21 protein-coding genes and 1 pseudogene are annotated in these 24,618 nt (G+C 73.6%); 13 read left to right on the top strand and 9 right to left on the bottom strand.

Annotated elements, in window-relative coordinates; translation table 11 throughout:
* Positions 1 to 105 precede the first annotated feature (105 nt).
* The 3 genes and pseudogenes from ACIRG6_RS15230 to ACIRG6_RS15220 all read left to right on the top strand — a co-directional run bounded on the left by ACIRG6_RS15230 (position 106) and on the right by ACIRG6_RS15220 (position 3,975).
* Positions 106 to 1,224 carry a hypothetical protein gene (locus ACIRG6_RS15230; protein ID WP_403322902.1) on the top strand — a complete coding sequence of 373 codons (1,119 nt, stop codon included), beginning with the start codon at positions 106 to 108 and terminating at the stop codon, positions 1,222 to 1,224.
* Between the two features lie 460 nt (positions 1,225 to 1,684).
* Positions 1,685 to 2,914 (top strand): annotated as a pseudogene (locus ACIRG6_RS15225) (aminotransferase class I/II-fold pyridoxal phosphate-dependent enzyme); the annotation flags it as partial.
* Entirely contained in the window at positions 2,911 to 3,975 is a 1,065-nt protein-coding gene (locus ACIRG6_RS15220; protein WP_365021175.1) for an MBL fold metallo-hydrolase, read from the top strand. The pseudogene ACIRG6_RS15225 and the gene ACIRG6_RS15220, both read left to right, overlap by 4 nt.
* A gap of 18 nt (positions 3,976 to 3,993) precedes the next feature.
* Here ACIRG6_RS15220 and ACIRG6_RS15215 read toward each other — a convergent pair whose 3' ends face one another.
* Positions 3,994 to 4,620 carry a DedA family protein gene (locus ACIRG6_RS15215; protein WP_403322900.1) on the bottom strand — a complete coding sequence of 209 codons (627 nt, stop codon included), beginning with the start codon at positions 4,618 to 4,620 and terminating at the stop codon, positions 3,994 to 3,996.
* Positions 4,617 to 5,390 (bottom strand): MBL fold metallo-hydrolase, encoded by a 774-nt coding sequence (locus ACIRG6_RS15210; RefSeq protein WP_239764406.1) that lies wholly within the window; start codon positions 5,388 to 5,390, stop codon positions 4,617 to 4,619. The genes ACIRG6_RS15215 and ACIRG6_RS15210 overlap by 4 nt, the downstream gene beginning before the upstream one ends.
* A gap of 83 nt (positions 5,391 to 5,473) precedes the next feature.
* Between ACIRG6_RS15210 and ACIRG6_RS15205 the strand changes: the two genes are divergently transcribed.
* The 4 genes from ACIRG6_RS15205 to ACIRG6_RS15190 all read left to right on the top strand — a co-directional run bounded on the left by ACIRG6_RS15205 (position 5,474) and on the right by ACIRG6_RS15190 (position 10,147).
* A complete protein-coding gene (locus ACIRG6_RS15205; protein WP_364676988.1) occupies positions 5,474 to 5,875 on the top strand; it encodes a hypothetical protein in 402 nt (133 codons plus the stop codon).
* Positions 5,876 to 6,000: 125 nt separating this feature from the next.
* Complete coding sequence (locus tag ACIRG6_RS15200; protein WP_381690733.1) at positions 6,001 to 8,133, top strand: alkaline phosphatase family protein; 2,133 nt, start codon at positions 6,001 to 6,003, stop codon at positions 8,131 to 8,133.
* Between the two features lie 84 nt (positions 8,134 to 8,217).
* Positions 8,218 to 9,630 carry an amino acid permease gene (locus ACIRG6_RS15195; protein WP_365021172.1) on the top strand — a complete coding sequence of 471 codons (1,413 nt, stop codon included), beginning with the start codon at positions 8,218 to 8,220 and terminating at the stop codon, positions 9,628 to 9,630.
* 91 nt (positions 9,631 to 9,721) lie between these two features.
* Positions 9,722 to 10,147 carry an OsmC family protein gene (locus tag ACIRG6_RS15190; protein WP_189232415.1) on the top strand — a complete coding sequence of 142 codons (426 nt, stop codon included), beginning with the start codon at positions 9,722 to 9,724 and terminating at the stop codon, positions 10,145 to 10,147.
* Between the two features lie 5 nt (positions 10,148 to 10,152).
* On the opposite strand, the gene narI is transcribed toward ACIRG6_RS15190, so the two are convergent.
* From narI to ACIRG6_RS15160, 6 genes are all read right to left on the bottom strand, one after another.
* Entirely contained in the window at positions 10,153 to 10,875 is a 723-nt protein-coding gene (gene narI, locus ACIRG6_RS15185) for a respiratory nitrate reductase subunit gamma (protein WP_364676994.1), read from the bottom strand.
* Positions 10,872 to 11,366 (bottom strand): nitrate reductase molybdenum cofactor assembly chaperone, encoded by a 495-nt coding sequence (gene narJ, locus ACIRG6_RS15180; protein ID WP_239764413.1) that lies wholly within the window; start codon positions 11,364 to 11,366, stop codon positions 10,872 to 10,874. Before narJ ends, narI begins: the two co-directional genes overlap by 4 nt.
* Complete coding sequence (gene narH / locus ACIRG6_RS15175) at positions 11,366 to 12,961, bottom strand: nitrate reductase subunit beta (RefSeq protein WP_403322896.1); 1,596 nt, start codon at positions 12,959 to 12,961, stop codon at positions 11,366 to 11,368. The genes narJ and narH overlap by 1 nt, the downstream gene beginning before the upstream one ends.
* Entirely contained in the window at positions 12,961 to 16,656 is a 3,696-nt protein-coding gene (locus ACIRG6_RS15170) for a nitrate reductase subunit alpha (RefSeq protein ID WP_403322894.1), read from the bottom strand. The genes narH and ACIRG6_RS15170 overlap by 1 nt, the downstream gene beginning before the upstream one ends.
* Before the next feature lie 101 nt (positions 16,657 to 16,757).
* Complete coding sequence (locus ACIRG6_RS15165; RefSeq protein ID WP_364676999.1) at positions 16,758 to 17,573, bottom strand: SAM-dependent methyltransferase; 816 nt, start codon at positions 17,571 to 17,573, stop codon at positions 16,758 to 16,760.
* A 43-nt stretch (positions 17,574 to 17,616) separates the two neighbouring features.
* Positions 17,617 to 18,480 carry a helix-turn-helix domain-containing protein gene (locus ACIRG6_RS15160; protein ID WP_350714939.1) on the bottom strand — a complete coding sequence of 288 codons (864 nt, stop codon included), beginning with the start codon at positions 18,478 to 18,480 and terminating at the stop codon, positions 17,617 to 17,619.
* A gap of 220 nt (positions 18,481 to 18,700) precedes the next feature.
* Between ACIRG6_RS15160 and ACIRG6_RS15155 the strand changes: the two genes are divergently transcribed.
* On the top strand, positions 18,701 to 19,126 hold the full coding sequence (locus ACIRG6_RS15155; protein ID WP_364677000.1) for a hypothetical protein: 426 nt from the start codon (positions 18,701 to 18,703) through the stop codon (positions 19,124 to 19,126).
* Here ACIRG6_RS15155 and ACIRG6_RS15150 read toward each other — a convergent pair.
* Positions 19,108 to 19,923: a helix-turn-helix domain-containing protein gene (locus ACIRG6_RS15150; protein WP_364677001.1), complete on the bottom strand. Its 816-nt coding sequence runs from the start codon at positions 19,921 to 19,923 to the stop codon at positions 19,108 to 19,110. The two genes, ACIRG6_RS15155 and ACIRG6_RS15150, sit on opposite strands and share 19 nt — an antisense overlap.
* Before the next feature lie 141 nt (positions 19,924 to 20,064).
* On the opposite strand from ACIRG6_RS15150, the gene ACIRG6_RS15145 reads away from it, so the two are divergent.
* The 5 genes from ACIRG6_RS15145 (at position 20,065) to ACIRG6_RS15125 (ending at position 24,511) form a co-directional block, all read left to right on the top strand.
* On the top strand, positions 20,065 to 20,370 hold the full coding sequence (locus ACIRG6_RS15145) for a 4a-hydroxytetrahydrobiopterin dehydratase (protein WP_239764420.1): 306 nt from the start codon (positions 20,065 to 20,067) through the stop codon (positions 20,368 to 20,370).
* Positions 20,371 to 20,374: 4 nt separating this feature from the next.
* Positions 20,375 to 21,115, top strand: coding sequence for a class I SAM-dependent methyltransferase (locus tag ACIRG6_RS15140; RefSeq protein WP_318215233.1), 741 nt, complete (start codon positions 20,375 to 20,377; stop codon positions 21,113 to 21,115).
* A gap of 76 nt (positions 21,116 to 21,191) precedes the next feature.
* Complete coding sequence (locus ACIRG6_RS15135) at positions 21,192 to 23,066, top strand: rhamnogalacturonan lyase (RefSeq protein WP_403322890.1); 1,875 nt, start codon at positions 21,192 to 21,194, stop codon at positions 23,064 to 23,066.
* A gap of 125 nt (positions 23,067 to 23,191) precedes the next feature.
* Positions 23,192 to 23,740 (top strand): hypothetical protein, encoded by a 549-nt coding sequence (locus ACIRG6_RS15130; RefSeq protein WP_403322889.1) that lies wholly within the window; start codon positions 23,192 to 23,194, stop codon positions 23,738 to 23,740.
* A gap of 114 nt (positions 23,741 to 23,854) precedes the next feature.
* The gene (locus tag ACIRG6_RS15125; RefSeq protein ID WP_364822897.1) at positions 23,855 to 24,511 is read left to right on the top strand and encodes a hypothetical protein; all 657 of its coding nucleotides are present in this window, start codon (positions 23,855 to 23,857) and stop codon (positions 24,509 to 24,511) included.
* The last annotated feature ends 107 nt before the right edge of the window (positions 24,512 to 24,618 follow it).

Raw genomic sequence — 24,618 nt, 5'->3', positions numbered from 1 at the left:
CGCGAACGGCGCACGGCGGCGCGCGCCGGCGGGCCGGGCGGGCTGTGATGGCCGAGGGCGCGAGTGCCGTGCCCCCGCAGCCGTCGCTCGAAGGAGCCCGAACCCATGCGCCGCACCTCCCGTGTCCTGTCCGTCGCCGTACTGGCCAGTGCCGCCCTGGGCGTCTTCGCCGGGTCCGGCTCGGCGGACCCGGGCGGCACCCCACGGCCCGCCGGTGCCGGCGAACCCGCCGCCGAGGTCAGCCCGGCCGACGTCGGCCCGGGGGGCACCGTCACCGTCTCGGTCACCTGCGACCGGGCCGGGGAGGCCGCGCCCGATGCCCTCGACGCGGTCTCCCCGGCCTTCGAAGGGGGCACCGTCGCGCTCCTGAAGGTGGCCGGCGCCGACGACAGGACCACCGGGGCCGCCTACCGCGGTACGGCGCGCGTAGCCACCGCCGGGAACCTTCAGGGCGACCCGGACGCGGCGGGCCCGGCCTCGCCGTGGACCGTCGACGGCACCTGTCCGGCGGCGTCCGGTGGCGAGGGCAGGCCGTGGAGCGCGGCGATGACGGTGTCCTCCCCGGCGAGCGGGGCCCCCGAACCCGGACGGTCCTGGGGGAGCGCCGCACCCGAGCCCTCCTGCCGCCCGTCCGCCGCCCCGCGCGAGGAGCCCGTCGTGCCTCGCGACGAACCCGCCGCCCCGCGCGAGGAGCCCGTCGTGCCTCGCGACGAACCCGCCGCCCCGCGCGAGGAGCCCGTCGTGCCTCGCGACGAACCCGCCGCCCCGCGCGAGGAGCCCGTCGCGCCTCGCGACGAACCCGCCGCCCCGCGCGAGGAGCCCGTCGTCCCCGGCGGCGAGCCGACGGCGCGCGACGAGACCGTGCCGTACGCCGAGCCCGCCGTCCCGGGCGACGAGACGGTGCCGGACGAGGAGGTCCCGGGCAACACGTCCCTTCCCGACGAGGAGCCCGTCCCGTACGCCGAGGCCGCCCCCTCCGACCAGCCCGCCCTCCCCGGCCAGGCCGCTTCCACCAGCCACACCGCCAGGCCCGGCAACTCCGGTCCGCAGGGCGTGCCCTGCGGTGGCGGGAAGGCCGAGCACGGGGTGCAGGCCGGTACGGGAGGGTCCTTCACCGACTCCGTGCCCGCCCTGGCCGCCGGCGGCCTCCTGATCGCGGGCGCGTTCGGCGGAGCCGCGTACCGGCTGCGGCTGCGGCTGCGCGGGGAGAGCCGGGACCACTGACGGGGTGGTGATCGACGCAACGCGGGCCGGGGCCATGGCCGGGCGGCCCGGTGGGTACTTGGTGCACGACCGGAGCACGAGCGAGGAAGAGGACCAGGGCCCGGCGGCGACAGGACTCGGCACCACGGACTGCGCGGAGGCACCCATGCGGCGGACGGACCCCGAAGACGACACCCCCGAACGCCACGCGGCGCCCGCAGACGGGACCCCCGCCGGCCACGCCCCCGAAGGCGACGACCCCGGAGGCCGCCCGCCCCGAGGGCAGCAGCCCGGAGGCCGCGCGGCCGGGGGCAACGATCTCGGAGGCGACGACGCCGGAGGTCGCCCGCTCGGGGGCGACAATGCCGGAGGCCGCACGGCCGGGGGACAGCACGCCGGAGGTCCCACGCCCGGGAGCGGTCCCGAAGGCGACGGCCCCGGAGACCCCGCGCCCGGAGGGCGACACCCCGGAGGCCACGCCCCCGACGGTCACGGTGCCGTTCGTCGGGGTCCGCACCTTCCCGGTGACGGGCTGCCCGTCCTGCCCGAACTGTCCGCCGTCCTCGCCGCCGCCGCGGGCCGCGGTCACGAGGAGCCCGCCGGTGGCGCCCCGGCGCTGCTGGACGCCGCCTGCGGCTACTGGAACCGGCGCGGCCTGCCCACCGACCCGGACCACGTGGCCGCCGCCCCCGGCGCCAACGCGCTGCTGCTCGCGCTGACCGCCGCGCTCGGCGGCGACATCCTGGTGCCGCGCCCCTGCGCCGCCTGGTGGGCGCCGTACGCGCGGCTGCTGGGCAGACCCGTCTTCCACGTCCCCACGCCCGCCGAGTCCGGCGGCGTCCCCGATCCGTACGCCCTCCTGGAGACCGTGCGCCGCATCCGCGCCGAGGGCGGCGACCCGCGGCTGCTCGTGCTGTCCGTCGCCGACGACCCCACCGGCACCGTCGCGCCGCCCGAGCTGCTGCACGAGACCGTCGAGGCCGCCGTCGGCGAGGGACTGCACCTGGTCAGCGACGAGACCTGGCGCGACACCCTGCACGACCCGCACGCCACCGTGCTGCTCAGCCCCGCCGAGATGCTGCCCGACCACGTCACCGTCGTCACCGACCTGGCCGGCGCCCTGCTGCCGCCCGGCTGGCCGGCCGCGGTCGCCCGCTTCCCCGCCTCCGCCGCCGGGAACGGCCTGCACGCGCGCGTGCTGGACGTGCTCACCGCGCTCGGTGCCCGCGTCGCCGCGCCCCTCGCCGCCGCGGCCGGGTACGCGCTCGCCGAACCGGAGCCGGTCACCGCCCGCCGGTCGGCCGCCGTACGCCTGCACGCGCGCGTGGCCGCCGCCGTGCACACCGCCGTCGTCGCCGCGGGCGCCACCGCCCGCCCCCCGCAGGCCGGACGCCACCTGTACGCCGACCTCGGCCCGCTGCGCGACGCGCTCGGCGCCCACGGCGTCGGCGACGCCCAGGAACTGGAGGACTTCCTCACCGCCCGGCTCGGCATGCCCGCCCCCGGCGGCCACCGCTTCGGCGACGACCTCCTCGCGCTGCGCGTCCGGCTGTCCACCGGCCCGCTGCTGGGAGACACCGACGAGCGGCGCGCGGAATGCCTCGCCTCCCCCGACCCGTTGGAACTGCCGCACGTGCACGCCGCGTTGACCGGTCTGAAGTCGGTCTTCGGCGATCTCCGCGACGCTCAGCGATGGGAGCTTCCTCGATGACGCAGCAGCCCCGGTCGACCACGAGCACCACCACGCCCGTCCCGGACCAGGACACCGCCGCTCCACCGGTCACGGCCTCCCCCTTCCCGCCGCTCGCGGAGCCCCGGCCGCTCGCCGAACGCCGGGTGTGGCCGCGGACCTTCCACGACCGCCTGACCGCGCCGCTGCCCGGTCTGAAGGCCTTCGCCAGATTCGCCCGCGAGGGCGCGGTCAGACCCGGCCCCGAGGGCCTCGCCGACATCCCCAGGCTGCCGTACGCCCCCGGACCGCTGCCCCGCGTGGACGCCCGCACCGTCGCCGTCACCTGGGCGGGACACGCCAGCTGGGTGCTGAGCATCGGCGGGCTCACCGTGCTCACCGACCCCGTCTGGTCCCGCCGCATCCTCGGCACCCCGGCCCGCATCACCCCCGTCGGCGTCTCCTGGAGCGACCTGCCGCGGGTCGACGCCGTCGTCATCAGCCACAACCACTACGACCACCTCGACGCCCCGACGCTGCGCAGGCTCCCGCGCGACACCCCGGTGTTCGTCCCGGCCGGGCTCGGCCGCTGGTTCCACCGGCGCCGGTTCACCCGGGTCACCGAGCTGGACTGGTGGGAGGGGGCCCTGCTGGGCGGAGTCCGCTTCGACTTCGTACCGGCCCACCACTGGTCCAAGCGCAGCCTCACCGACACCTGCCGCACGCTGTGGGGCGGCTGGGTCCTCACCGACGCCGACGGCCGGCGCGTGTACTTCGCCGGCGACACCGGCTACGGCCACTGGTTCTCCCGCATCGGCCGCCGCTACCCCGGCATCGACCTCGCGCTGCTCCCCATCGGCGCCTACGACCCGCGCTGGTGGCTCAGCGACGTGCACTGCGACCCGGAGGAGGCGGTCCGGGCCGTCCAGGACCTCGGCGCCCGGCGGATGGCGCCGATGCACTGGGGCACCTTCGTGCTGTCGGCGGAACCGGTCATGGAACCGCTCACCCGCGTACGCGCCGCCTGGCAGCGGGCGGGCCTGCCCCGGGAGGACCTGTGGGACCTGCCGGTCGGCGGCTCCCGCCTGCTGGGCGACGAGTGAACGGCCCCGCTCCGCCGCCTACGCCTTCGCCGGCCCCCGCAGCCGGCGCCAGGCGCTCGGTGCCGCGCTCACCAGGACCGTGAGCGCGATCGCCGCCGCCACGCCCTCCCACGGCTTGCTGAACAGGGAGCCGCTCAGGATGCCGATCAGCTGGTACGTCGCCGCCCAGGCCAGGCAGGCCGGCAGGTTGCCCCGGGCGAAGCGGCGCGACGGCCACTCGGCCAGCAGGCAGGCCAGCATCACCGGTATCCGGCCCGCCGGCACCAGCCGGGACAGCACGAGCACCGCGACATCGTGCTCGGCGAGCTTCTCCTGCGCCTGCTCCAGCCGGTCCTCGGGCGCCCGGGACCGGATCACCTCCAGCCAGCGCGAGCCGTTCTTCGACCCGACCCCGCGCCGCCCCAGCCAGTACAGCGCCATGTCCCCGCAGAACGCGGCCAGCGACGCCGTCACGAACACCATCAGCAGCGACAGCGGCAGCGTCTGGTGCATCGCCACTACCGCCGCCGAACTCACCAGCACGCCCGTCGGCACCACCGGCACCAGCGCCCCGATCAGCACCAGCAGGAACAACGACGGATAGCCCAGCGCCTGTTGCGTCGGCTCGGTCGGGATGGTCGTCACGGCGGTGCCCAGCCAGGTCACCTCGCGACCTCCACCCGCACGCTCTCGCCGTGCCCCAGCCGGTGCACCGCGACGTCGGGCGCGCGCAGCGCCGACAGGCGCACGAACTCGTCGCCCGGCGTGTGGAACTCGTGGGGGCGCACGGCGTCCATCCCGATCGGCCAGTACGTGCCGTAGTGCACCGGCACCGCCGTGGCCGGCGCCAGCCGGGCCAGCGCCTCGGCGGCCCGCCCCGCGTCCAGGTGGTCGGGTCCCAGGTACGGTCCCCAGCCGCCGACCGGCAGCAGCGCCGCGTCGACCGGCCCGACCTCCTTCTCCATCCCGTCGAACAGGCCGGTGTCCCCGGCGAAGTACGTACGGCCCTCGCCCTCCACGACGTAGCCGAGCGCGGGGGAGCGGTGCGGGCCGAGCGGCAGCCGCCGCCCGTCGTGCCGCGCGGGCACCGCCCGTATCAGCAGGTCGCCGACCACCGTCTCGTCGCCGGGCGCGACCTCGGTCAGCTTCAGGTGCCCGAGCCGGCGCAGCCCCGGCACCGCCCGTCGTGCGCCCCGGGGCACGAGCAGGCGCGTGCCCGGCGCGAGCCGCGCGAGCGACGGCACGTGCAGATGATCGGCGTGCAGATGGGACACCAGCGTCACGTCCGCGCGACAGGCGTCCGACGGCGGCACCGGGCCCCGCCTGCGGCGCAGATGGGCGAGTCTGCGGGCGAACAGCGGGTCGGTGAGCACACGTATGTCCGAGTCCTCGACCGTGCAGGTGGCGTGACCCCACCACGTGAGCTCCACCGGCACCTCTTTGCCTCCTTCGCGCGACTCCCCGAAGCCTACGTCCAGGAGTAGGGTCGGCGGCGAAAACGGGAGGTGAGGGGGACACCATGAGGCCGCTACGCGTGACGGCGATCGCGAGTCTGACGCCGCTGGAGCAACTGGACGACGATCCGTTCCTCGTCGACTCCCGCAGCCAGCACGCCATGTGCGCACGCTGGGCCGCCGAGCAGGGCTACGTCGTCACCCGGGAACTGCTGGTCCGCGGACTGCGCCCCGACCACGACGCCCTGTGGGAGGGCGTGCGCTCCGGGCAGGACCTGTTCGTGGCGCCCAGCCACCGGGTGCTGGAGAGCGCGCTGTCGTCCGTGGCCGAGTTCACCGCGGAGTGCGCGCGGCGCGGGGTGCGGGTGGAGACGGTCGGACACGAGGAACCGTCGTACGACGCCCGGATGAAGGCGTGCGTGCACCGCAGGCTGTCGATGCCGACGGCGGGATACGACGGCCGCTGACTGCCGGCCCACCGGGATACCGGGCGTGTCCCGGGTGAACGGGGCCAGGGGGGACAAACAGGCGTTCCGGAGCGTTGTGGCAGGGTGGGGAGGGCCCGCGCGGACGACGGGCCGGGACGTGAGGTGTGCGGAGCGTGGGTGGAGGGCGTTGGCGGCGGGGCGCCAGTCAGGTCGGGCGGAGCATCGCGGTGTGGGCCGTCTCCACGGTCACCATGCTGGTGCTCGCGGGGATCCTCCCGGACTTCCGGCTCCAGTCCCCGGACGGTGACAGCGCGACCGACATCGCCGTCACGGCCGCGGTCGGCGCCGGCGCGTTCGGCCTGCTGTCGGCCCTGGTGTGGCCGCTGCTGGTCCGGCTGCTGCTGCTGGTGCCGGCGCTCGTCCTCGGGCTGCTGGTCTTCTTCCTCAACGGCGGGCTGCTGCTCCTCGCACTGGACGTGAACCCGACCGCGCGCGGCGGTGTCGCCCCGGAGACCGCCGTGGTGGTGGCCGCCGTGATGTCCGCCGTGGCCTCGGCCACCGGCGGCGCCCTGGCCGTCCGCGACGACGACGCCTACCGGCGCCGGCTCTACCGGCTCGCCGACCGCCGCCGCAGATCCGGCCCGCCCTGCCCGACCGGCCCCGGCACCGTCTTCCTGCAACTGGACGGCGTCGGCCACGACGTGCTGATGGACGCGGTCGACGAGGGCCTGATGCCCACCGTCGCGCGCTGGCTCGGCCGCGACGGCTCCTCCGCGACCCACCGGCTCGCCCCGTGGCGCACCGACTGGTCCAGCCAGACCGGCGCCAGCCAGCTCGGCATCCTGCACGGCAGCAACCACGACGTCCCGGCGTTCCGCTGGTACGAGAAGGACAGCGGCGAGGTGGTCGTCTGCAACCGCCCCACCAGCGCCGCCGACCTCCAGCGACGGGCCATCGAGCACACCGGCGACGGCGGACTGCTCACCTTCGACGGCGCCAGCCGCGGCAACCTGTTCAGCGGCGGCGCCGACGAACAGGCCCTCGTGCTCTCCATAGCCACCCGCCGCCGCAGCCGGGAGAACCGGTCCCGGTCCGGCTACTTCGCCTACTTCTCCGACCCCGCCAACGCGGTCCGCACCGCCCTGTCCTTCGTCGCCGAGGTGGGCCGCGAGATCGGCCAGTCCACCCGGGCCCGCCTCCGCAAGGTCCGCCCGCGCGTCTCCCGCGGCGGCCTCTACCCCTTCGTGCGCGCCTTCGCGACCGTCGTCGAGCGGGACGTCGTCGTCGCCGCCGTGATGGGCGACATGCTCGCCGGACGCACCGCCGTCTACGCCGACCTGGTCGCCTACGACGAGGTCGCGCACCACTCCGGGCCGCGCAGCCGGGACGCCGCGAAGGTCCTCCAGCGGCTCGACCGGTCCCTCGCGCTGATCGAGAAGGTCGCCGAACACGCGCCCCGCCGGTACCGGATCGTCGTCCTGTCGGACCACGGCCAGAGCCCCGGCGAGACCTTCCGCTCCCGCTACGGCCTCACCCTCGCCGACCTGGTGCGGGCCGGCTGCGGACTGCCCGTGCCACGCCGGGCGCGGCGCACCCGCAGCGGTGCCGAGGCCCGCACCGCCGTACGGGCCGCCCTGCACCGGCCGGTCGAGGAGGGCGAGGAACTGCGCCGGCCCGCCCACCGCCACTCGGAGCCGGTCGTGCTGGCCTCCGGCAACCTCGGCCTGGTCTCCTTCCCGGACGTGCCGCACCGGATGACCCGCGAGGAGATCGACGCCCGCCACCCCGCGCTGCTGCCCACCCTCGCCAACCATCCCGGCGTCGGCTTCCTGCTCGTGCGCAGCGAGGAGCACGGCGGTGTGGTCCTCGGCGCGCGCGGCGCGGAGATCCCCCTGGACCGGCTCGACGAGGAGCCCGGCCCGCTCGCGCCGTTCGGCCCCGGAGCCGCGGACGCCGTGCGCCGCACGCACTCCTTCCCGCACACCGCCGACATCATGGTCAACTCCTTCCACGACCCGGCCGACGGCGAGGTCCTCGCCTTCGAGGAGCAGATCGGCTCCCACGGCGGACTCGGCGGCGCCCAGTCGCGGGCCTTCCTGCTGTCGCCCGCCGTCCTGTCCGCGCCGGACGGCGAAGGGGCGGACATCGTCGGCGCCGAGCACGTCCACCGGATCCTGCGCCGCTGGCTGCGCGAGTCCAACGGCCCGCAGGTGCCCCTGGACGATTCCCGGCCGCAGAGCCTCGGCAGCGCACCTTTTGCGGTCCCGGACGGGCTCGCACAGGACAAAACCGCCTGATTTGGAGCCCTTCGCGGCCGTGCCGGACCATGGACGCCGTCCCGGCGATCCCGGGCACCAGTTCCAAGGAAGGCGTACCACCCCATGCACGTCACCGGGACCGTCCCCCCACCGGCTCCGGCTCCGCAGGAGACCTCCGCCGCCCCCAGCCCGGCACCCCACGGCAACAAGCACGCCCGCCGCTTCGGGCTGCCCGTCGCCACCGCCCTGGTCATGGGCAACATCATCGGCGGCGGCATCTTCCTGCTCCCCGCCTCCGTCGCCCCGTTCGGCACGATCAGCCTGCTCGCCTTCGGCGTGCTCACGGTCGGCGCCATCGCCCTCGCCCTGGTCTTCGGCCGGCTCGCCGCCCGCGACCCGCGCACCGGCGGTCCCTACGTCTATGCCCGCGAGGCCTTCGGCGACTTCGCCGGCTTCCTCGCCGCCTGGGCGTACTGGATCACCACCTGGGTGTCCAACGCCGCGCTCGCCGTCGCCGCAGTCGGCTACCTCGACGTCCTGATCCCGGTGAACGGGCACCGCTGGACCGCGTGCCTGGCCGCGCTCGTCATCCAGTGGCTGCCGGCGCTCGCCAACTTCGCCGGCACCCGCTACGTGGGCGCCGTCCAGATGGTGTCCACGGTGCTCAAGTTCGCGCCGCTGCTGCTCGTCGCGGTCGGCGGACTGTTCTTCTTCGACCCGGACAACCTCGGCGCCTTCAACGCGAGCGGCGGCAGCGGCATCGGCGCGGTCTCCGCCGCCGCCGCGATCCTGCTCTTCTCCTACCTCGGTGTGGAGTCCGCCGCGGTCAGCGCGGGCGAGGTCAAGGACCCGCGCCGCACGGTCGGCCGGGCCACCGTCATCGGCACCGCCGGCGCCGCGCTCGTCTACCTGCTCGGCACCCTCTCCGTCTTCGGCACCGTCGCCCACGACCGCCTGGTCGACTCCACCGCCCCCTTCTCCGACGCCGTGAACGCCATGTTCGGCGGCGCCTGGGGCGGCTGGGCCGTCGCGCTCGCCGCCCTGGTGTCGATGACCGGCTGCCTCAACGGCTGGACCCTGCTCAGCGCCCAGACCCCGTACGCGGCGGCCCGCGACGGACTCTTCCCTGCGGCCTTCGCCCGCAAGCGGCGCGGTGTCCCCACGGTCGGCGTCGGCGTCACCGTCGTCCTGGCCTCCCTGCTCACCGTCTACAACTACACGTCCGGCTCGGCGAAGGTCTTCGAGGTCCTGGTCCTCGTCACCACCTTCACGGCGACCGTGCCCTACCTGCTGGCCACCGCGGCGCAGCTCTTCCACCTGGTCTCCGGGCAGCACGAGCGTGTGAACCGCGCCCGGCTGGTGCGCGACGCCGTGATCGCCTCCGTGGCGGCGGCGTTCTCCCTGTGGCTGGTCGCGGGCGCCGGCTACGCGGCGGTCTACCAGGGTGTGCTGTTCCTGTTCGCGGGCGTCCTGGTCTACGCGGTGATGGCGGCCCGGCGGCAGCGCACCCCGCACAGGGACCGGTCTTCCGGGTGAGCTGAGCCGGAGTGTGATCGGATGGGGGTGGGAACCCGGGCACGGGCTCCCACCGCCCCAGTACCGCAAGGGAATCCGGAAAGGACTCGTCGTGGCAACCACGCGCTCCGCACACACCGTCTGGGAAGGCAACCTGCTCGAGGGCAGCGGCGTCGTCACCTTCGACTCGTCCGGCATCGGCGAGCAGCCGGTGTCGTGGCCGTCGCGCGCCGAGAAGGCGAACGGCAAGACCAGCCCCGAGGAGCTGATCGCCGCCGCCCACTCCAGCTGCTTCTCCATGGCGCTGTCGCACGGCCTGGCCGGCGCCGGCACCCCGCCCACCAAGCTCACCACCTCCGCCGACGTCACCTTCCAGCCGGGTGAGGGCATCAAGGGCATCCACCTCACCGTGGAGGGCACCGTCCCGGGCATCGACAACGACGCGTTCGTCGCCGCTGCCGAGGACGCCAAGAAGAACTGCCCGGTCAGCCAGGCACTCACGGGTACGACCATCACCCTGACGGCCAAGCTGGCCTAGCCGGGTCAGGAGCCCGCCCGCTCCCACCCCCGCCGGTCCGGGCGCGGCCCCAGTTGTCTGGGGTCGCGCGACCGGTACACCACGTACGGGCGGAACACGTACGGCAGCGGGGCGCTGAACATGTGCACCAGCCGGGTGTAGGGCACCAGCGCGATGAGCACCATCCCGATCACCGCGTGCACGTGGTAGAGCACCGGCACGCCCTCCATCAGCACCGTCTTCGGGTGCAGGGTGAACAGGCTGCGCGCCCAGGGGGCGATGGTGGTGCGGTAGTCGTAGCCGTTGCCGGAGGTGTCGGACAGCTTCGCGACCATGCCGAGCACGATGGCGCCGAGCAGGAAGACGTACATGACCTTGTCGTTGGCCGTGGTGGCGCGGAAGACCGGTGCGTTGGTGCGGCGCCGGTAGATCAGCAGCCCGATCCCGGCGACCGTCAGTGCCCCGGCGAGGGTGCCGCCGTACAGCGAGAACAGGTGGTACGCGTGTTCGTCGACGCCGATCGACTGCGTCCACGACGCCGGGACGAACAGCCCGATGAGGTGGCCGACGAGCACGAAGAGGATGCCGTAGTGGAACACCGGTGAGGCGATGTTCAGCAGCTTCGACTCGTAGACCTGGGAGGAGCGGGTGGTCCAGCCGAACCGGTCGTAGCGGTGCCGCCAGACCAGCCCGGCGACGAGCAGGACGAACGCGGCGTAGGGCAGGACGCCCCAGAGGAAGAGGGTCATCGGCGTGCTCCGGTCGGTGCGGGCGGCAGGGTGGCGCACACGGCGGCCAGGACACATGCGTACGGCGTGCCGGCGGCGGTGAGCCGGGAGTGGAGCTCGCCGAGGGCGTCACGGTGCTCGACCAGCAGCCCCACGTCCCCGGTGCGCGACGTGAACTCCAGGACGGCCGGCAGGAAGTCGGGCAGCTCCTCGCCGGTGAACTCCAGGCCGTGGGCGCGGTAGAGCTCCTTGAAGCGGACCAGCGACATCCCGCGCCGCCGGGTGTCGCCGTCGCTCCACCAGCTCAGGTACAGGCTGTGCCGGTTCTTGAAGTCGAAGACCTCCACGTAGTGCGCCTGGAGTGCGCCCTGCGGTGTCACCGCCGCGTGGTCGGTGAACTCCCGCAGCTGCGGCGCGGCCTCGCGCAGCAGGGGCAGCCGGGCGCGGAAGTCGTCGTCGGGGTAGGTCAGGCAGAGCGCCGCCGCCTGGTACAGGACCTCGAAGCCGGGCATCACACCTCCCTCTCGTCGTCCGCGGTCTGCCGCCGGCGCAGGATGTGGAAGTTCTCCACCGGCACCAGCGGCAGCCGCCTGCGTCCCGAGTCCTGGCCGAACGGGCCGTCGCCGCCCATGCCGGGGCCGCCGTCGACGTCCAGGCTGCACGTGTCCGGCAGCGCGGACTCCTCCAGCCGCCGCGCGTCCCCGACGGCGGCCGTGGGGATGACGTACCGCTCCTCGTACTTGGCGATCGCCAGCAGCCGGTACATGTCCTCGATCGCGGTCGGCGTCAGGCCGGCGGCGGCCGCGACCGACGGGTCGGTCTCCTCGCCGAGGTTGACCGCCCGCATGTGGGAGCGCATCGCGGCCAGCTTCTCCAGCGAGGCCCGCACCGGGGCGACGTCGCCCGCGGTGAACAGCTCCGCCAGGTACTCCAGCGGAATGCGCAGCGTGTCGATCGCGCCGAACAGGTTGTCGGCGTCCTCGCCGTCGTGCCCGGTCTCCGTCAGCGCGTCCACCACTGGCGACAGGGGCGGGATGTACCAGACCATCGGCAGGGTGCGGAACTCGGGATGCAGCGGGAGCGCCACCCGGTACCTGCTGACCAGCGCGTGCACGGGGGAGCGCCGGGCCGCCTCCAGCCAGTCGCGCGGGATCCCCGCGGCCTCGGCGGCCCGGCGCACCTCGGGGTCGTCGGGGTCGAGGAAGACACCCAACTGGGCCTCGTACAGGTCCCGTTCGTTCGGCGTGGACGCCGCCTCGGTCACCTTGTCGGCGTCGTACAGCACGACCCCGAGATACCGCAGCCGCCCCACGCAGGTCTCCGAGCAGACCGTCGGCAGGCCCACCTCGATGCGCGGGTAGCACATCGTGCACTTCTCGGCCTTGCCGGTGCGGTGGTTGAAGTACACCTTCTTGTACGGGCACCCCGTCACACACATCCGCCAGCCCCGGCAGCGGTCCTGGTCGACCAGGACGACACCGTCCTCCGACCGCTTGTACATCGCCCCGGACGGGCAGGACGCCACGCACGACGGGTTGAGGCAGTGCTCGCAGATGCGCGGCAGATAGAACATGAAGGTCTGCTCGTAGGCGAACCGCACCTTGTCCGAGGCCTCCCGGCGGGTGCGCTCCACCATCGGGTCCAGTTCGCCGTAGGCGGGGGCGCCGCCCAGGTTGTCGTCCCAGTTGGACGACCAGCCGATCTTCATCGGCTTGCCGTCGAGCTGCGAGACCGGCCGCGCCACCGGGTAGTCGTCGCCCAGCGGGGCGTCGGTGAGGTTCTTGTAGTCGTACGTCCAGGGCTCGTAGTAGTCCTTGATCTCGGGCAGTCGCGGGTTGGAGAAGATGCCGGCGAGCTTCTTCAGCCGTCCGCCCGCCTTCAGCCTGAGCGCGCCCCGCCGGTTCAGCTCCCAGCCGCCCCGCCACGTCTCCTGGTCCTCGTAGCGGCGGGGGTAGCCCTGGCCGGGGCGGGTCTCGACGTTGTTGAACCAGACGTACTCCATGCCCCGCCGGTTGGTCCATGCCTGTTTGCAGGTGACCGAGCAGGTGTGGCAGCCGATGCACTTGTCGAGGTTCATGACCATCGCGATCTGGGCCATCGGGCGCATCAGTACTCGACCTCCTGGGCGCGGCGGCGGATCACCGTCACCTCGTCGCGCTGGTTGCCCGTCGGCCCCAGATAGTTGAACGCCCAGGACAACTGGGCGTAGCCGCCGATGAGATGGGTCGGCTTGAGGAGCAGCCGGGTGAGCGAGTTGTGGATGCCGCCGCGCTTCCCGGTCGTCTCGGCGAGCGGCACGTTGACCGTGCGCTCCTGAGCGTGGTGCATGTAGACCGTGCCGGGCGGCATGCGGTGCGAGACGACGGCGCGGGCCACGACCACGCCGTTGCGGTTGACCGCCTCGATCCAGTCGTCGTCGGACACGCCGATCGCGTCCGCGTCCTGGGGCGCCATCCAGATGGTCTGTCCGCCCCGGGACAGCGCCAGCATGAACAGGTTGTCCTGGTACTCGGAGTGGATGGACCACTTGTTGTGCGGGGTGAGGTAGCGGACCGTCACCTCGCGGTGTCCGTCCGGGCCGAGCTGCGGCTCGCCGAACAGCCTGCTCATGTCCAGCGGCGGCCGGTACACCGGCAGCGCCTCGCCCAGCTCGTGGATCCAGTCGTGGTCGAGGAAGAAGTGCTGGCGGCCGGTGAGGGTGTGCCAGGGCTTGAGGTGCTCGGTGTTCAGGGTGAACGCCGTGTACCGGCGCCCGCCGGCCTCGCTGCCCGACCACTCCGGCGAGGTGATCACCGGCACGGGCGCCGCCTGCGTGTCCGCGTACGTGACGCGCTTGCCCTCGTGCTCGGCGGCCAGGTGGGCCATCTCCTGCCCGGTCTTCGCCTCCAGGGTGCGGAAACCCTGCGTGGCGAGGCGGCCGTTGGTGGTGCCGGACAGGGCGAGGACGGTGTTGGCGGCCTTCACCGCGGTGTCCAGCGCGGGGCGCCCGTCGGCCGGGCCGCCGCGCACCGCGCCGTTCGTCCGCCGCAGCAGCTCGACCTCCTCGTCCGGCCTCAGGGTGATGCCCTTGGCGGGCAGCCCCTCGGTCTCCACCAGCGGCCCCAGGGCCGCGAACTTGGCGCCGATCGCCGTGTAGTCCCGCTCCACGACGGTCAGGTTCGGCAGGGTCCTGCCCGGCTCGGGGTCGCACTCACCGCGCTTCCAGTCCCGTACGACCCCGCCGGGCTGGGCGATCTCGCCCGGGGTGTCGTGCTGGAGCGGCGCCGCCACCAGGTCCCTGCGGACGCCGAGACGTCCGACGGCCAGCTCGCTCAGCTTCTCGGCCAGCGCCTTGAACGTGTCGAAGTCGGTGCGGGCCTGCCAGGGCGGGTCCACGGCCGGGGAGAACGCGTGGACGTAGGGGTGCATGTCGGTGCTGGACAGGTCGTGCTTCTCGTACCAGGTCGCGGCCGGCAGCACCACGTCGGACAGCAGCGTCGAGGAGGTGTGCCGGAAGTCCAGCGACAGCAGCAGGTCGACCTTTCCCTCGGGCGCCTCCTCGTGCCACACCACATCGCGGGGCCGCTCCTCGGGCGACGCCTCCTGGGCGCGCAGCGACGAGTGCGTGCCCAGCAGGTGCTTGGTGAAGTACTCGGCGCCCTTCGCCGACGAGCCCAGCAGGTTGGCCCGCCACAGCGTCACGATCCGCGGCCAGTTCTCCGGCGCGTCCGGGTCCTCGCAGGCGAACCTCAGTGTGCCCGCGCGCAGTTCGGCCACGGCGTTCGCCACCGGGTCACCGGGGGTCTCGCCCAGTTCCAGCGGATTGCGGTCGAAGGTCGGGTACGACGGCATCCACCCCGTGCGCGCCGACAGCGCCAGGCAGTCCGCGGCCGTCATCCCCGCGAGCCGCCCCTCACCGAGCGGCGAGGCCAGGACGTCCGCACCGAACCGGTCGTAGCGGAACTGGTCGGTGTTCAGGTACCAGTACGCCGTGCCGATCATCTGGCGCGGCGGCCGGGACCAGTCCGACGCGGCGGCCAGCGACGCCCAGCCGGTCACCGGGCGGCACTTCTCCTGGCCCACGTAGTGCGCCCAGCCGCCGCCGTTGCGGCCCTGGCAGCCGGTCAGCTGGAGCAGCGCGAGGAAGGTCCGGTAGATCGTCTCCGAGTGGAACCAGTGGTTGGTGCCCGCGCCCATCAGGATCATGCAGCGGCCCTCGGAGCGCTCGGCGGTCCGCGCGAACTCGCGGGCGATCCGCACACAGGCCGCCGCCGGGACCGAGGTGTGCGTCTGCTGCCACGCCGGGGTGCCGGGCGCGTCCGCGTCCTCGTACGACGCCGGCCAGTCGCCCGGCACCCCGGCACGGGCCACGCCGTACTGCGCCAGCAGCAGGTCGAACACGGTCGTCACCAGCGGCCCGCCCGCCCCGCCCAGCCGGGTGGCCGGCACGCCCCGCCGGACGACGTCCCCGCGGCCCTGGCCGTGTGCGCCGCCCTCGGTGTCGAAGCGGGGGAGCAGCACCTCGACGCCCGCCGCCGCCTCGTGGCCGTGCAGGCTCAGCCGGGGGCGCACGTCACCGAGGTCCAGGTTCCACTTGCCCCGGTCGGCCTCGTTCCAGCGGAAGCCCAGCGACCCGCCCGGCACCACCGCGCGGCCCGTCACCTCGTCCAGCACGACCGTCTTCCACTCCCCGTCCCGGCCCTCCTGCCCCAGGTCGGCGGCGCGCAGGAACTTCGCCGGCACGTACGCCCCGTCCCGCTCGGTCAGCGTCACCAGGAACGGCAGGTCGGTGAAGCGCCGCACGTAGTCGTCGAAGAAGGGCGTGACCCGGTCGACGAAGAACTCCTTGAGGACCACGTGCCCCATCGCCAGCGCCAGCGCCGCGTCCGTGCCCGGGTGCGGGTGCAGCCACTGGTCGGCGAACTTGGCGTTGTCGGCGTAGTCGGGCGCGACGACGACCACCTTCTGGCCCCGGTAACGGGCCTCCGCCATCCAGTGCGCGTCCGGCGTGCGGGTCACGGGCACGTTCGTGCCCCACATGATCAGATACGCCGCGTCCCACCAGTCACCCGACTCGGGCACGTCGGTCTGGTCGCCGAAGACCTGCGGGGAGGCCACCGGCAGGTCGGCGTACCAGTCGTAGAACGACAGCATCGGCGCGCCGATGAGGGAGTGGAAGCGGGCCCCGGCCGCGTGCGACACCATCGACATCGCCGGGATGGGGGAGAACCCGGCGATCCGGTCCGGCCCCTGGTGCTCGATGGTGTGGACGTGGGCCGCCGCGACCATCTCCACCGCGTCGTCCCAGCTCGCCCGGACCAGCCCGCCCTTGCCCCGTGCCCGCTGGTAGCGCCGCCGGCGCTCCGGGTCGCCCTGGATGTCGGCCCAGGCCAGCACCGGGTCCCCGAGCCGGGCCCGGGCCTCGCGGTACATGTCCAGCAGCACCCCGCGCACGTACGGGTAGCGCACGCGGGTCGGCGAGTACGTGTACCAGGAGAACGCGGCGCCCCGGGGGCAGCCGCGCGGCTCGTACTCCGGACGGTCCGGGCCGACGGACGGATAGTCCGTCGCCTGCGTCTCCCAGGTGATGATGCCGTCCTTGACGAACACGTTCCAGCGGCACGAGCCCGTGCAGTTCACGCCGTGCGTGGAGGTCACGACCTTGTCGTGGCTCCAGCGGTCCCGGTAGAACGCGTCCGACTCCCGCCCGCCGACCAGCCCGATGCTGTGCAGGTCGGGGGCCGCGGTGCCGGGCCGGAAGAACCGGCCCGCGCGCAGCAGCGCCGCGCCCGGCTCGGTGGGCGGTGTCCGCGTGTCGGTCACGTGCGCTCCCTTGCTCGCCTGGGTCCGAACCTAGGGGCCGCAGGGATCGCCCACCTGTCCGCGGCGTCCGTACGGGTCAGGGCGCGCGGCGCCGGGACGGCTCAGGGCTTGCGCGCCACCCCCGCGTACACCGGGACGATGCCCTCCGTCTGGGCCGCCACGTCCTCGGGGTCCGGCCGCCATCCGGTCACCGGGATGACACCGGGGCCCAGCAGCTCCAGACCGTCGAAGAACCGCGCGAACTCGGCGAGCGAGCGCGGGTGGAACGGCGTGCCGCTGCGGGCGAACAGACCGGCGGCCCGGCCGACCGCCTCCGGGTTCAGGTCGGGCGTGACCTGCGAGAGGATCAGGAAGCTGCCCGGTGCCAGGGCGTCGACGTACCGCTTCAGCAGGCCGTGCACGTCGTCGCCGTCCACCGCGTCCCCGAGGTAGTGCGTCAGGGCCACCAGCGACAGGGCGACCGGCCGCTCGAAGTCCAGGCACTCGCCGGCCAGCCGCAGGATGGTGTCCGGGTCCCGGACATCCGCGTGGACGTACTCGGTGCTGCCCTCCGCCGAGCCGTGCAGCAGCGCCTCGGCGTGCCGGAGCACGATCGGGTCGTTGTCGGCGTACACCACCCGCGCCTCGGGAGCGACGCCCTGGGCCACCTGGTGCAGGTTCGGCTCGGTGGGGATGCCCGTGCCGACGTCCAGGAACTGGCGGATCCCGGCGTCGGCGACCGTACGGACCGCCCGCTGCATGAACCGGCGGTTGGCCCGCGCCCCGCGCACCGCCGTGTCGTCCACGGCCAGGATCTTCCGGGCCAGCTCCTCGTCCACGGGGTAGTTGTCCTTGCCGCCCAGCCACCAGTCGTAGACGCGGGCCGGATGCGGCCGGCTGGTGTCGAGGGGGGTGGAAGCGGCGTCGGATCCGGTCATGCGGTGTCTTCTCCCTCAGGGATGGTGCTGACGGGTGGCCGGGTCAGTAGTTCTCGCGGTACTCCCGCAGGATCTTCTCGGTGCGCTGGGTGGAGGCGGCGCGTGCCGTCATGTGGTCCAGGACCTCCAGGTGAGTGGAGACCTCCGCGCGGGAGTCGAGGTACAGCGCGCCGGTCAGGTACTCGGTGAAGACCAGGTCGGGCAGCTCCGGCTCGGCGAAGCGGAACAGGGTGAACGGGGCGTACGTCCCCGGGTGCGGACCGTCCTCGAACTCGGCGACCTGGAGGGTCACCCGGTCCCGGACGGCGAACTCCAGCAGCCGGTCGAGCTGTTCGCGCATCACCCGTCCGTGGACGCTCACCGGGCGCCGCAGCACCGTCTCGTCCATGATCACCCACAGGTGCGGCGGGTCCCGCCGGTCCAGCAGGCGCTGGCGCTCCATGCGCAGGGACACGTGCCGTTCGACGGCCTCCTGCCCCGCGGTCCCTATCGTCCCGGCGTCCAGGACCGCACGGGCGTAGTCCTCGGTCTGGAGCAGGCCGGGCACGAAGTGCGGCTCGTAGGAGCGGACGATCCGTGCCGCGCCCTCCAGGCTCACGTACAGGCTGAACCAGTCCGGCAGCACGTCGGTGTAGCGCTGCCACCAGCCCGGCCGGTTCGCCTCCTCGGCCAGCGTGACGAACGCCGCGACCTCGTCCTCGGGCACCCCGTACGCCGTCAACAGGATCTGGACATACGGTATTTTCAGCGCGACCTCGGCCATTTCCATGCGCCGAACGGTCGCCGGGGCCACCCGGAGCACCTTGGCGGCCTCCTCGCGCTTGAGGCCCGCCCGCTCCCGCAGCTCCTGGAGCCGCTTGCCCAGCACCACCTGGCCCACGGTGGGTGCCACCCGCCGCTCACTCACGCCACGCCTCCCCAACGCGCCCAAGTCCCCCCGCAGTCTGTCATGTTCCTCCGCCGGCCTCACAGGGGCGCAGGGGCGGTGACCGCATTACCCCTCGGGTAATCGACCGTTTCCCGTCCGGACGGGATCGTGGAGACACACCGGGGGCCGGACCGGCGCACTCCGGCCCGGCCCCCGGTCCCCCGCAGCCTTGCCCGATCCCGACGGAGGGTGACTCGCCATGTCCACGAACCAGCTCGCCGCACTCGCCCGCACCCTCGAGCCGCAGCTCATGCTCCGCCGCTTCCTGGCCCTGGACGCGGTCGTGACCGGCACCAACGCGCTCGCCTACCTCGCCCTGTCCGGGCCGCTGGGCCGCTTCCTCGGGGCCGGCTCCGGGCTGCTGCTCGGCCTCGGCGCGTTCCTCGCCGTGTACACGGCCGCCGTGGGCCTGCTGGCCGCACGCCGGCACCCGCCGGCCCTCGCGGTGCGGGCCGTCGTGGAGGCGAACCTGGCCTGGTCGGCGCTGAGTCTCGCCGCCCTGGCCCTCTGGCTCTCGCCCACGACGGCGGGCGCGGTGTGGACGGTGCTCCAGGCGCTCGTCGTCACGGGATTCGCGCTGCTCCAGTACGCGGCGCTGAGGCAGCGTCAGGACATGAGCGTCTGAAGGTACTTGACCGTCGCCGGGTCGGCCGGGAGCAGCGTCTCGATGGCCAGCTCGGCGACCGTCACGTCCATCGGCGTGTTGAAGGTGGAGATGGACGAGATGAACGACAGCGTCCGGCCCTCGTGCTCGATCCGCAACGGCAGCGCGAAGTACGGCACCGGCTCGTCCGGTTCCTCGTCGCGGGCGTCGTCCGGCACCGGGTACGCCGCGACCTCCTCGTACAGCGCCCGCAGGGCCTGTGAGCGGTCCAGGGCGATCTGCCGCTGCATCTGCTCCAGCAGGTGCCCGCGCCACTCGCGCAGGTTGAGGATGCGCGGCGCCAGGCCCTCGGGGTGCAGGGCCAGCCGCATCGCGTTCGGCCGGGGCACGAGCAGGTGCTCGGGGAGGCCGTCCATCAGCATCGCGATGCCCCGGTTGGCGGCCAGGACCTCGTACCGCGCGTCGACCACCAGCGCGGGATAGGGCTCGTAACCCCTGATCAGACGCTCCATGCCCGCGCGCAGCGCGTCCAGCGCCGGGTCGTCCAGCGGGGTCTCCGGGTAGTGCGGGGCGTAGCCGGCGGCAAGGAGCAGCGCGTTGCGCTCCCGCATGGGCACGTCGAGCCGGTCGGCGAGCCGCAGCACCATCTCCTCGCTCGGCCGGGAACGCCCCGTCTCGATGAAGCTGATGTGCCGGGCGGAGGAGTCGGCGCGCAGCGACAGCTCCAGCTGGCTGATCCGCCGCCGTTCCCGCCAGGCCCGCAGCAGCGGGCCCACGCCCTGGGCGGTGGGGGTGGTACCGGACATGAGTACGGTCATACGCGGAACGGTAGTCGACCGCGGGCCCGGCTCGTCCGGCGCCGCGGACCAGGGCCACGGCGGCTCTGCTGTGGCAGGCTGGAAGGGGAACCGAGCCGTACGGCGCCGTGCCCGTACCCCACCAGACGAGGAGCGCAGCCCGTGCCCGTGGAACCGCTGTCGCAGAAGGAGATCGAGGAGCGCCTGGCCGAGCTGCCGGGCTGGTCCCTCGACGGGGACCGCCTCACCCGCGCCTACCGGCTCGACTCGCACTTCGCGGCGGCCGCGATGGTGGTGCACATCGCGCAGGTGCAGGAGGAACTCGACCACCACTCCGACCTGACCCTCGGCTACAACACGGTGACCCTGGCGGTCAGCACCCACAGCGCGGGCGGCGTCGTCACGGAGAAGGACGCCGAGCTCGCCCGCAGGGTGGAGGACCTGGCGGGGAGCCACGGGGCACACTGACGGTGTGCTCGACTACGACGAAGAAGCGGAACGCTACGACGCCCTGCGCGGCGGAGAGCCCCGCGCCGAAGCCGCCGCCCGGGCGGTCCTGAGCCTCGTCCCCCCGCACGCCCGCAGCCTGCTCGACGTCGCCTGCGGCACCGGTATCGTCTCCGGACGGCTCGCGGCCGGACGGGCGGGCCTGCGCGTGACGGGTGCCGACCTCGCCCCCGCGATGGCCCGCCGGGCCGCCGCCCGGCTGCCCGGCGCCGTCGTGCTGGCCGACAGCCGCCGGCTGCCCTTCCGGGACGGCGAGTTCGACGCCGTGAGCAGCGTGTGGCTGCTGCACCTGGCCCCCGGCGCCGAGGACGTGCGCACCATCGTCGGCGAGTGCGCCCGCGTGCTGCGGCCCGGCGGGGTGTACGTGACGACGGTCGACAAGGGCGCCGCGCACAACGTGGGCAGCGACATCGACGCCGTGCTCGCCGCCCGCCCGCCCAGCACCGCACGCGACGCCGCCGATGCGGTCGAGTCCTACGCCCGCGCCCACGGCCTGACACCGGCCGGCGAGGCCCGCTTCACCGGCCACGGCCAGGGCCGCAGCCCCCGTCGTACGGTGGCCGACCTGCGGCGCGGCTGGTTCGTCACGCTGCCGCCGGGCGGGGAGCTCGCCGACCGTTTCGCCACCCGGCTCGAGGCGCTGCCGGACCAGGAACGGCCCCGCCCCGACCCGGTGTTCACCCTGAGGGCGTTCGCGAAACCGTAGGCGCCGGGCGGCAACCCGGCGGCCCCCGGTGGCGACCGAGAGGCGGAATGCATCCGTCCTCCAGGAGGTTCGTCCCGTGAGGCACCCCCGCAAGCACCGCAGACGCCCCCTCGTCCTGGCCGCAGCGCTCGCCGCCGCCGGCCTCGTCGGGGCGGGTCTGACGACCCTGGCCCCGGGCACCGCCGAGGCCGCCACCGCACGCCAGGTCGAGGCCCTCGACCGGGGCGTGGTCAGCGTCCACACCGGCGACGGCAATCTGGTCGGCTGGCGCTGGCTCGCCACCGACCCGGACGACGTCGCGTTCAACGTCTACCGGGCCGGCACGAAGGTCAACTCCAGCCCGGTCACCGGCTCCACCACCTACTTCCACGCCGGCGCCCCCTCCCAGGCCGACTACACGGTCCGTGCCGTGGTGAACGGCACCGAGCAGGGCGACTCGGTCCACGCGATCCAGTTCCGGTCCGGCTACAAGGACGTCCCGATCAGCCCGCCCGACGGCGGCACCACCCCCGACGGCGTCGCCTACACCTACGAGGCCAACGACGCCTCCGTCGGCGACCTCGACGGCGACGGCGCGCTCGACATCGTCCTCAAGTGGCAGCCCACCAACGCCAAGGACAACTCCCAGTCCGGCTACACCGGCAACACCGTCGTCGACGGCATCAGGCTCGACGGCACCCGCCTGTGGCGCGTCGACCTGGGCCGTAACATCCGCTCCGGCGCCCACTACACCCAGTTCCAGGTGTACGACTACGACGGCGACGGCAGGGCCGAGGTCGCCATGAAGACCGCCGACGGCACGAAGGACGGCACCGGCGCGGTCATCGGCAGTTCCTCGGCGGACCACCGCAACTCCTCCGGCTACGTCCTGTCCGGACCCGAGTACCTGACGATGTTCAACGGGCAGACCGGCAAGGCCATGGGCACCGTCGACTACGTCCCCGCCCGGGGCACCGTCTCCTCCTGGGGCGACTCCTACGGCAACCGGGTCGACCGCTTCCTGGCCGCAACGGCGTACCTGGACGGTTCCCGCCCCTCCCTGGTCATGGCCCGCGGCTACTACACGCGCACGGTCATCGCCGCCTGGGACTGGCGCGGCGGCGCCTTCACCCGCCGCTGGACCTTCGACACCAACTCCTCCACCAACAGCGGCAAGGGCTACGACGGCCAGGGCAACCACCAGGTGTCCGTCGCGGACGTCGACGGCGACGGCAGGGACGAGATCGTCTACGGCGCCATGGCCGTCGACGACAACGGCAACGCCCTGTGGACCACGCGGAACGGCCACGGCGACGCCATGCACGTCGGCGACCTCGACCCGTCCCGCGCGGGCCTGGAGGAGTTCAAGGTGGACGAGGACGGCTCGAAGCCCTCGTCCTGGATGGCGGACGCGCGCACGGGCCAGGTCATCTGGTCCACTCCCGCGAGCGGCGACAACGGCCGGGGCGTCTCGGCCGACATCTGGTCCGGCAGCGCGGGCGCCGAGTCCTGGTCGTCCGCCGAGAGCGGCATCCGCAACCCGAAGGGCACCGTGGTGAACAGCCGCAAGCCCTCCAGCGCCAACTTCCTGTCCTGGTGGGACGGCGACCCCGTCCGCGAACTCCTCGACGGCACCCGCATCGACAAGTACGGCACCTCCGGCGACACCCGCCTGCTCACCGGCTCCGGCGTGGCGTCGAACAACGGCACGAAGGCCACCCCGGTCCTCTCCGGCGACATCCTCGGCGACTGGCGCGAGGAGGTCGTCTGGCGGACCGGCGACAACAGGGCCCTGCGCATCTACTCCACGCCGTACGACACGGACACCCGCATCACGACCCTGCTGCACGACACCCAGTACCGCACGGCCCTGTCCTGGCAAAATACGGCGTACAACCAGCCGCCCCACCCGAGCTTCTTCATCGGCGCCGGAATGGCAACGGCCCCGAGGCCGGCGGTGTTCACCCCCTGACCGCGGACGCCCCGGTCAGGAGGCCGGGGCGCTCCCGATCTCGAATCGGTGAATCTTCAACAGGCCAGGTTCCCGCGGTGACGTGCGGCGATAGCATCCCGTTTCCGTACATCCCTGGGGGGACCATGACCGACAGCATTCCCGAACAGCCCACCACCGCGCCCGCCCCTGCCGCCCCGGCCGAGCCGCCGACCGTGCCCGGCGCGCCTCCCCTGCCCGCCGTGCCGCCGGCCGCGCAGGCGAAGAGACTCGGCCCGCTCGCCGCCGGACTCCTCGGTCTGGCGGTGGGCGCCGGAGTCGTCGGCGGAATCTGGGCGATCACCGCCCACAGCGGGCCGGGCGAACCCGCGACGTTCACCCTCGAGGGCACCTTCACCCTCACCGACGAGGTCACCTCCGACGGCGACGGCGGCTGCTCGGGCGGCTACGACAGCGGCTACGACGACATCGGCGAAGGCGCCGGTGTCACCGTGTACGGGGCGAGCGGCGACGTGATCGCCACCGGGGCGCTGGGCGACAGCGAGGAACTCGTCGGCACGTGCGCCTTCGACGTCGCCGTCCCCGGCGTCCCCAAGGGTGAGAAGTTCTACAAGGTCGAGGTCTCGCACCGCGGAACCGTGCAGCTCTCCGCGGAGGAAGCCGAGAACGGGGAGTTCGGTGCCAGTCTCGGCTAGGGCGCGGACCGGGGCGTGCCGTGGTGCCGACACGATTTCGTCACGGGATCTTCACGGGGTGCGTTTCCGGGGGATGATGTAGCACGCAACGACATCGCCTCCGGGGGAAGAAACTTGAGCAACCACACCACGCCGCCGCCCGCGCCGCCCTACTGGCCGCCGGTGCCTCCGCAGCCCCCGAAGCAGAATCGGACCGCGCTCATCGCGGTCGCCGCGGCCGTCGTCGCCGCGGCGGTCGCGGCCGCGGTCACCGTCGGTGTCACCGGCGGCGACGAGGCCGAGCCGGCGCCCACGGTCACCGTGACGGAGACCGTGGGCACCGGGGACACCACCGCGGCCGACGAGGCGACCGAACCCGCCCCCGAGGCATCCGACGACGGGGTCTACGCCCTCGGCGACACCGTCACCTACGACAGCCAGGTCCACGTCGGCCTCTCCGGCTTCAAGCGGGCGGTGTCCACCGACACCGCCATGCCCGAGAGCACGCCGTACGTGAGGTTCACCGTCAAGGTCGACAACGGCGGCAGCGAGACGCTCGACGCCACCGCGCTCACCGTCAACTGCTCCTACGGCAAGGACGGCCACAGCAGCGAGGCCGTCTTCGACAGCGCCACCGGACTGAACGGCGGTCCCGAGACCCAGCTTCTGGCCGGACGGTCGATCAACGTGCCGTGGGGCTGCGAGCTCCCCGAGGGCGAGAAGCTCCTCCAGATCGAGGTCGTCCCGGACTTCGAATCGGACACCGCGATCTTCACGGGCGAGATCACGTAGCGCGCGGCAGGGGACATGCGGGGGCCGGGCGTCCCTCGGCGTGGACGAGGGACGCCCGGCAGGTTGGTCCCGTCGTCCGGTGACGGGACCGAGCACGCGAAGCCGTC

Source organism: Streptomyces flaveolus, from assembly GCF_044765825.1.
GTDB lineage: Bacteria > Actinomycetota > Actinomycetes > Streptomycetales > Streptomycetaceae > Streptomyces > Streptomyces flaveolus.
This window is presented reverse-complemented; position numbering and strand designations above follow the sequence as displayed.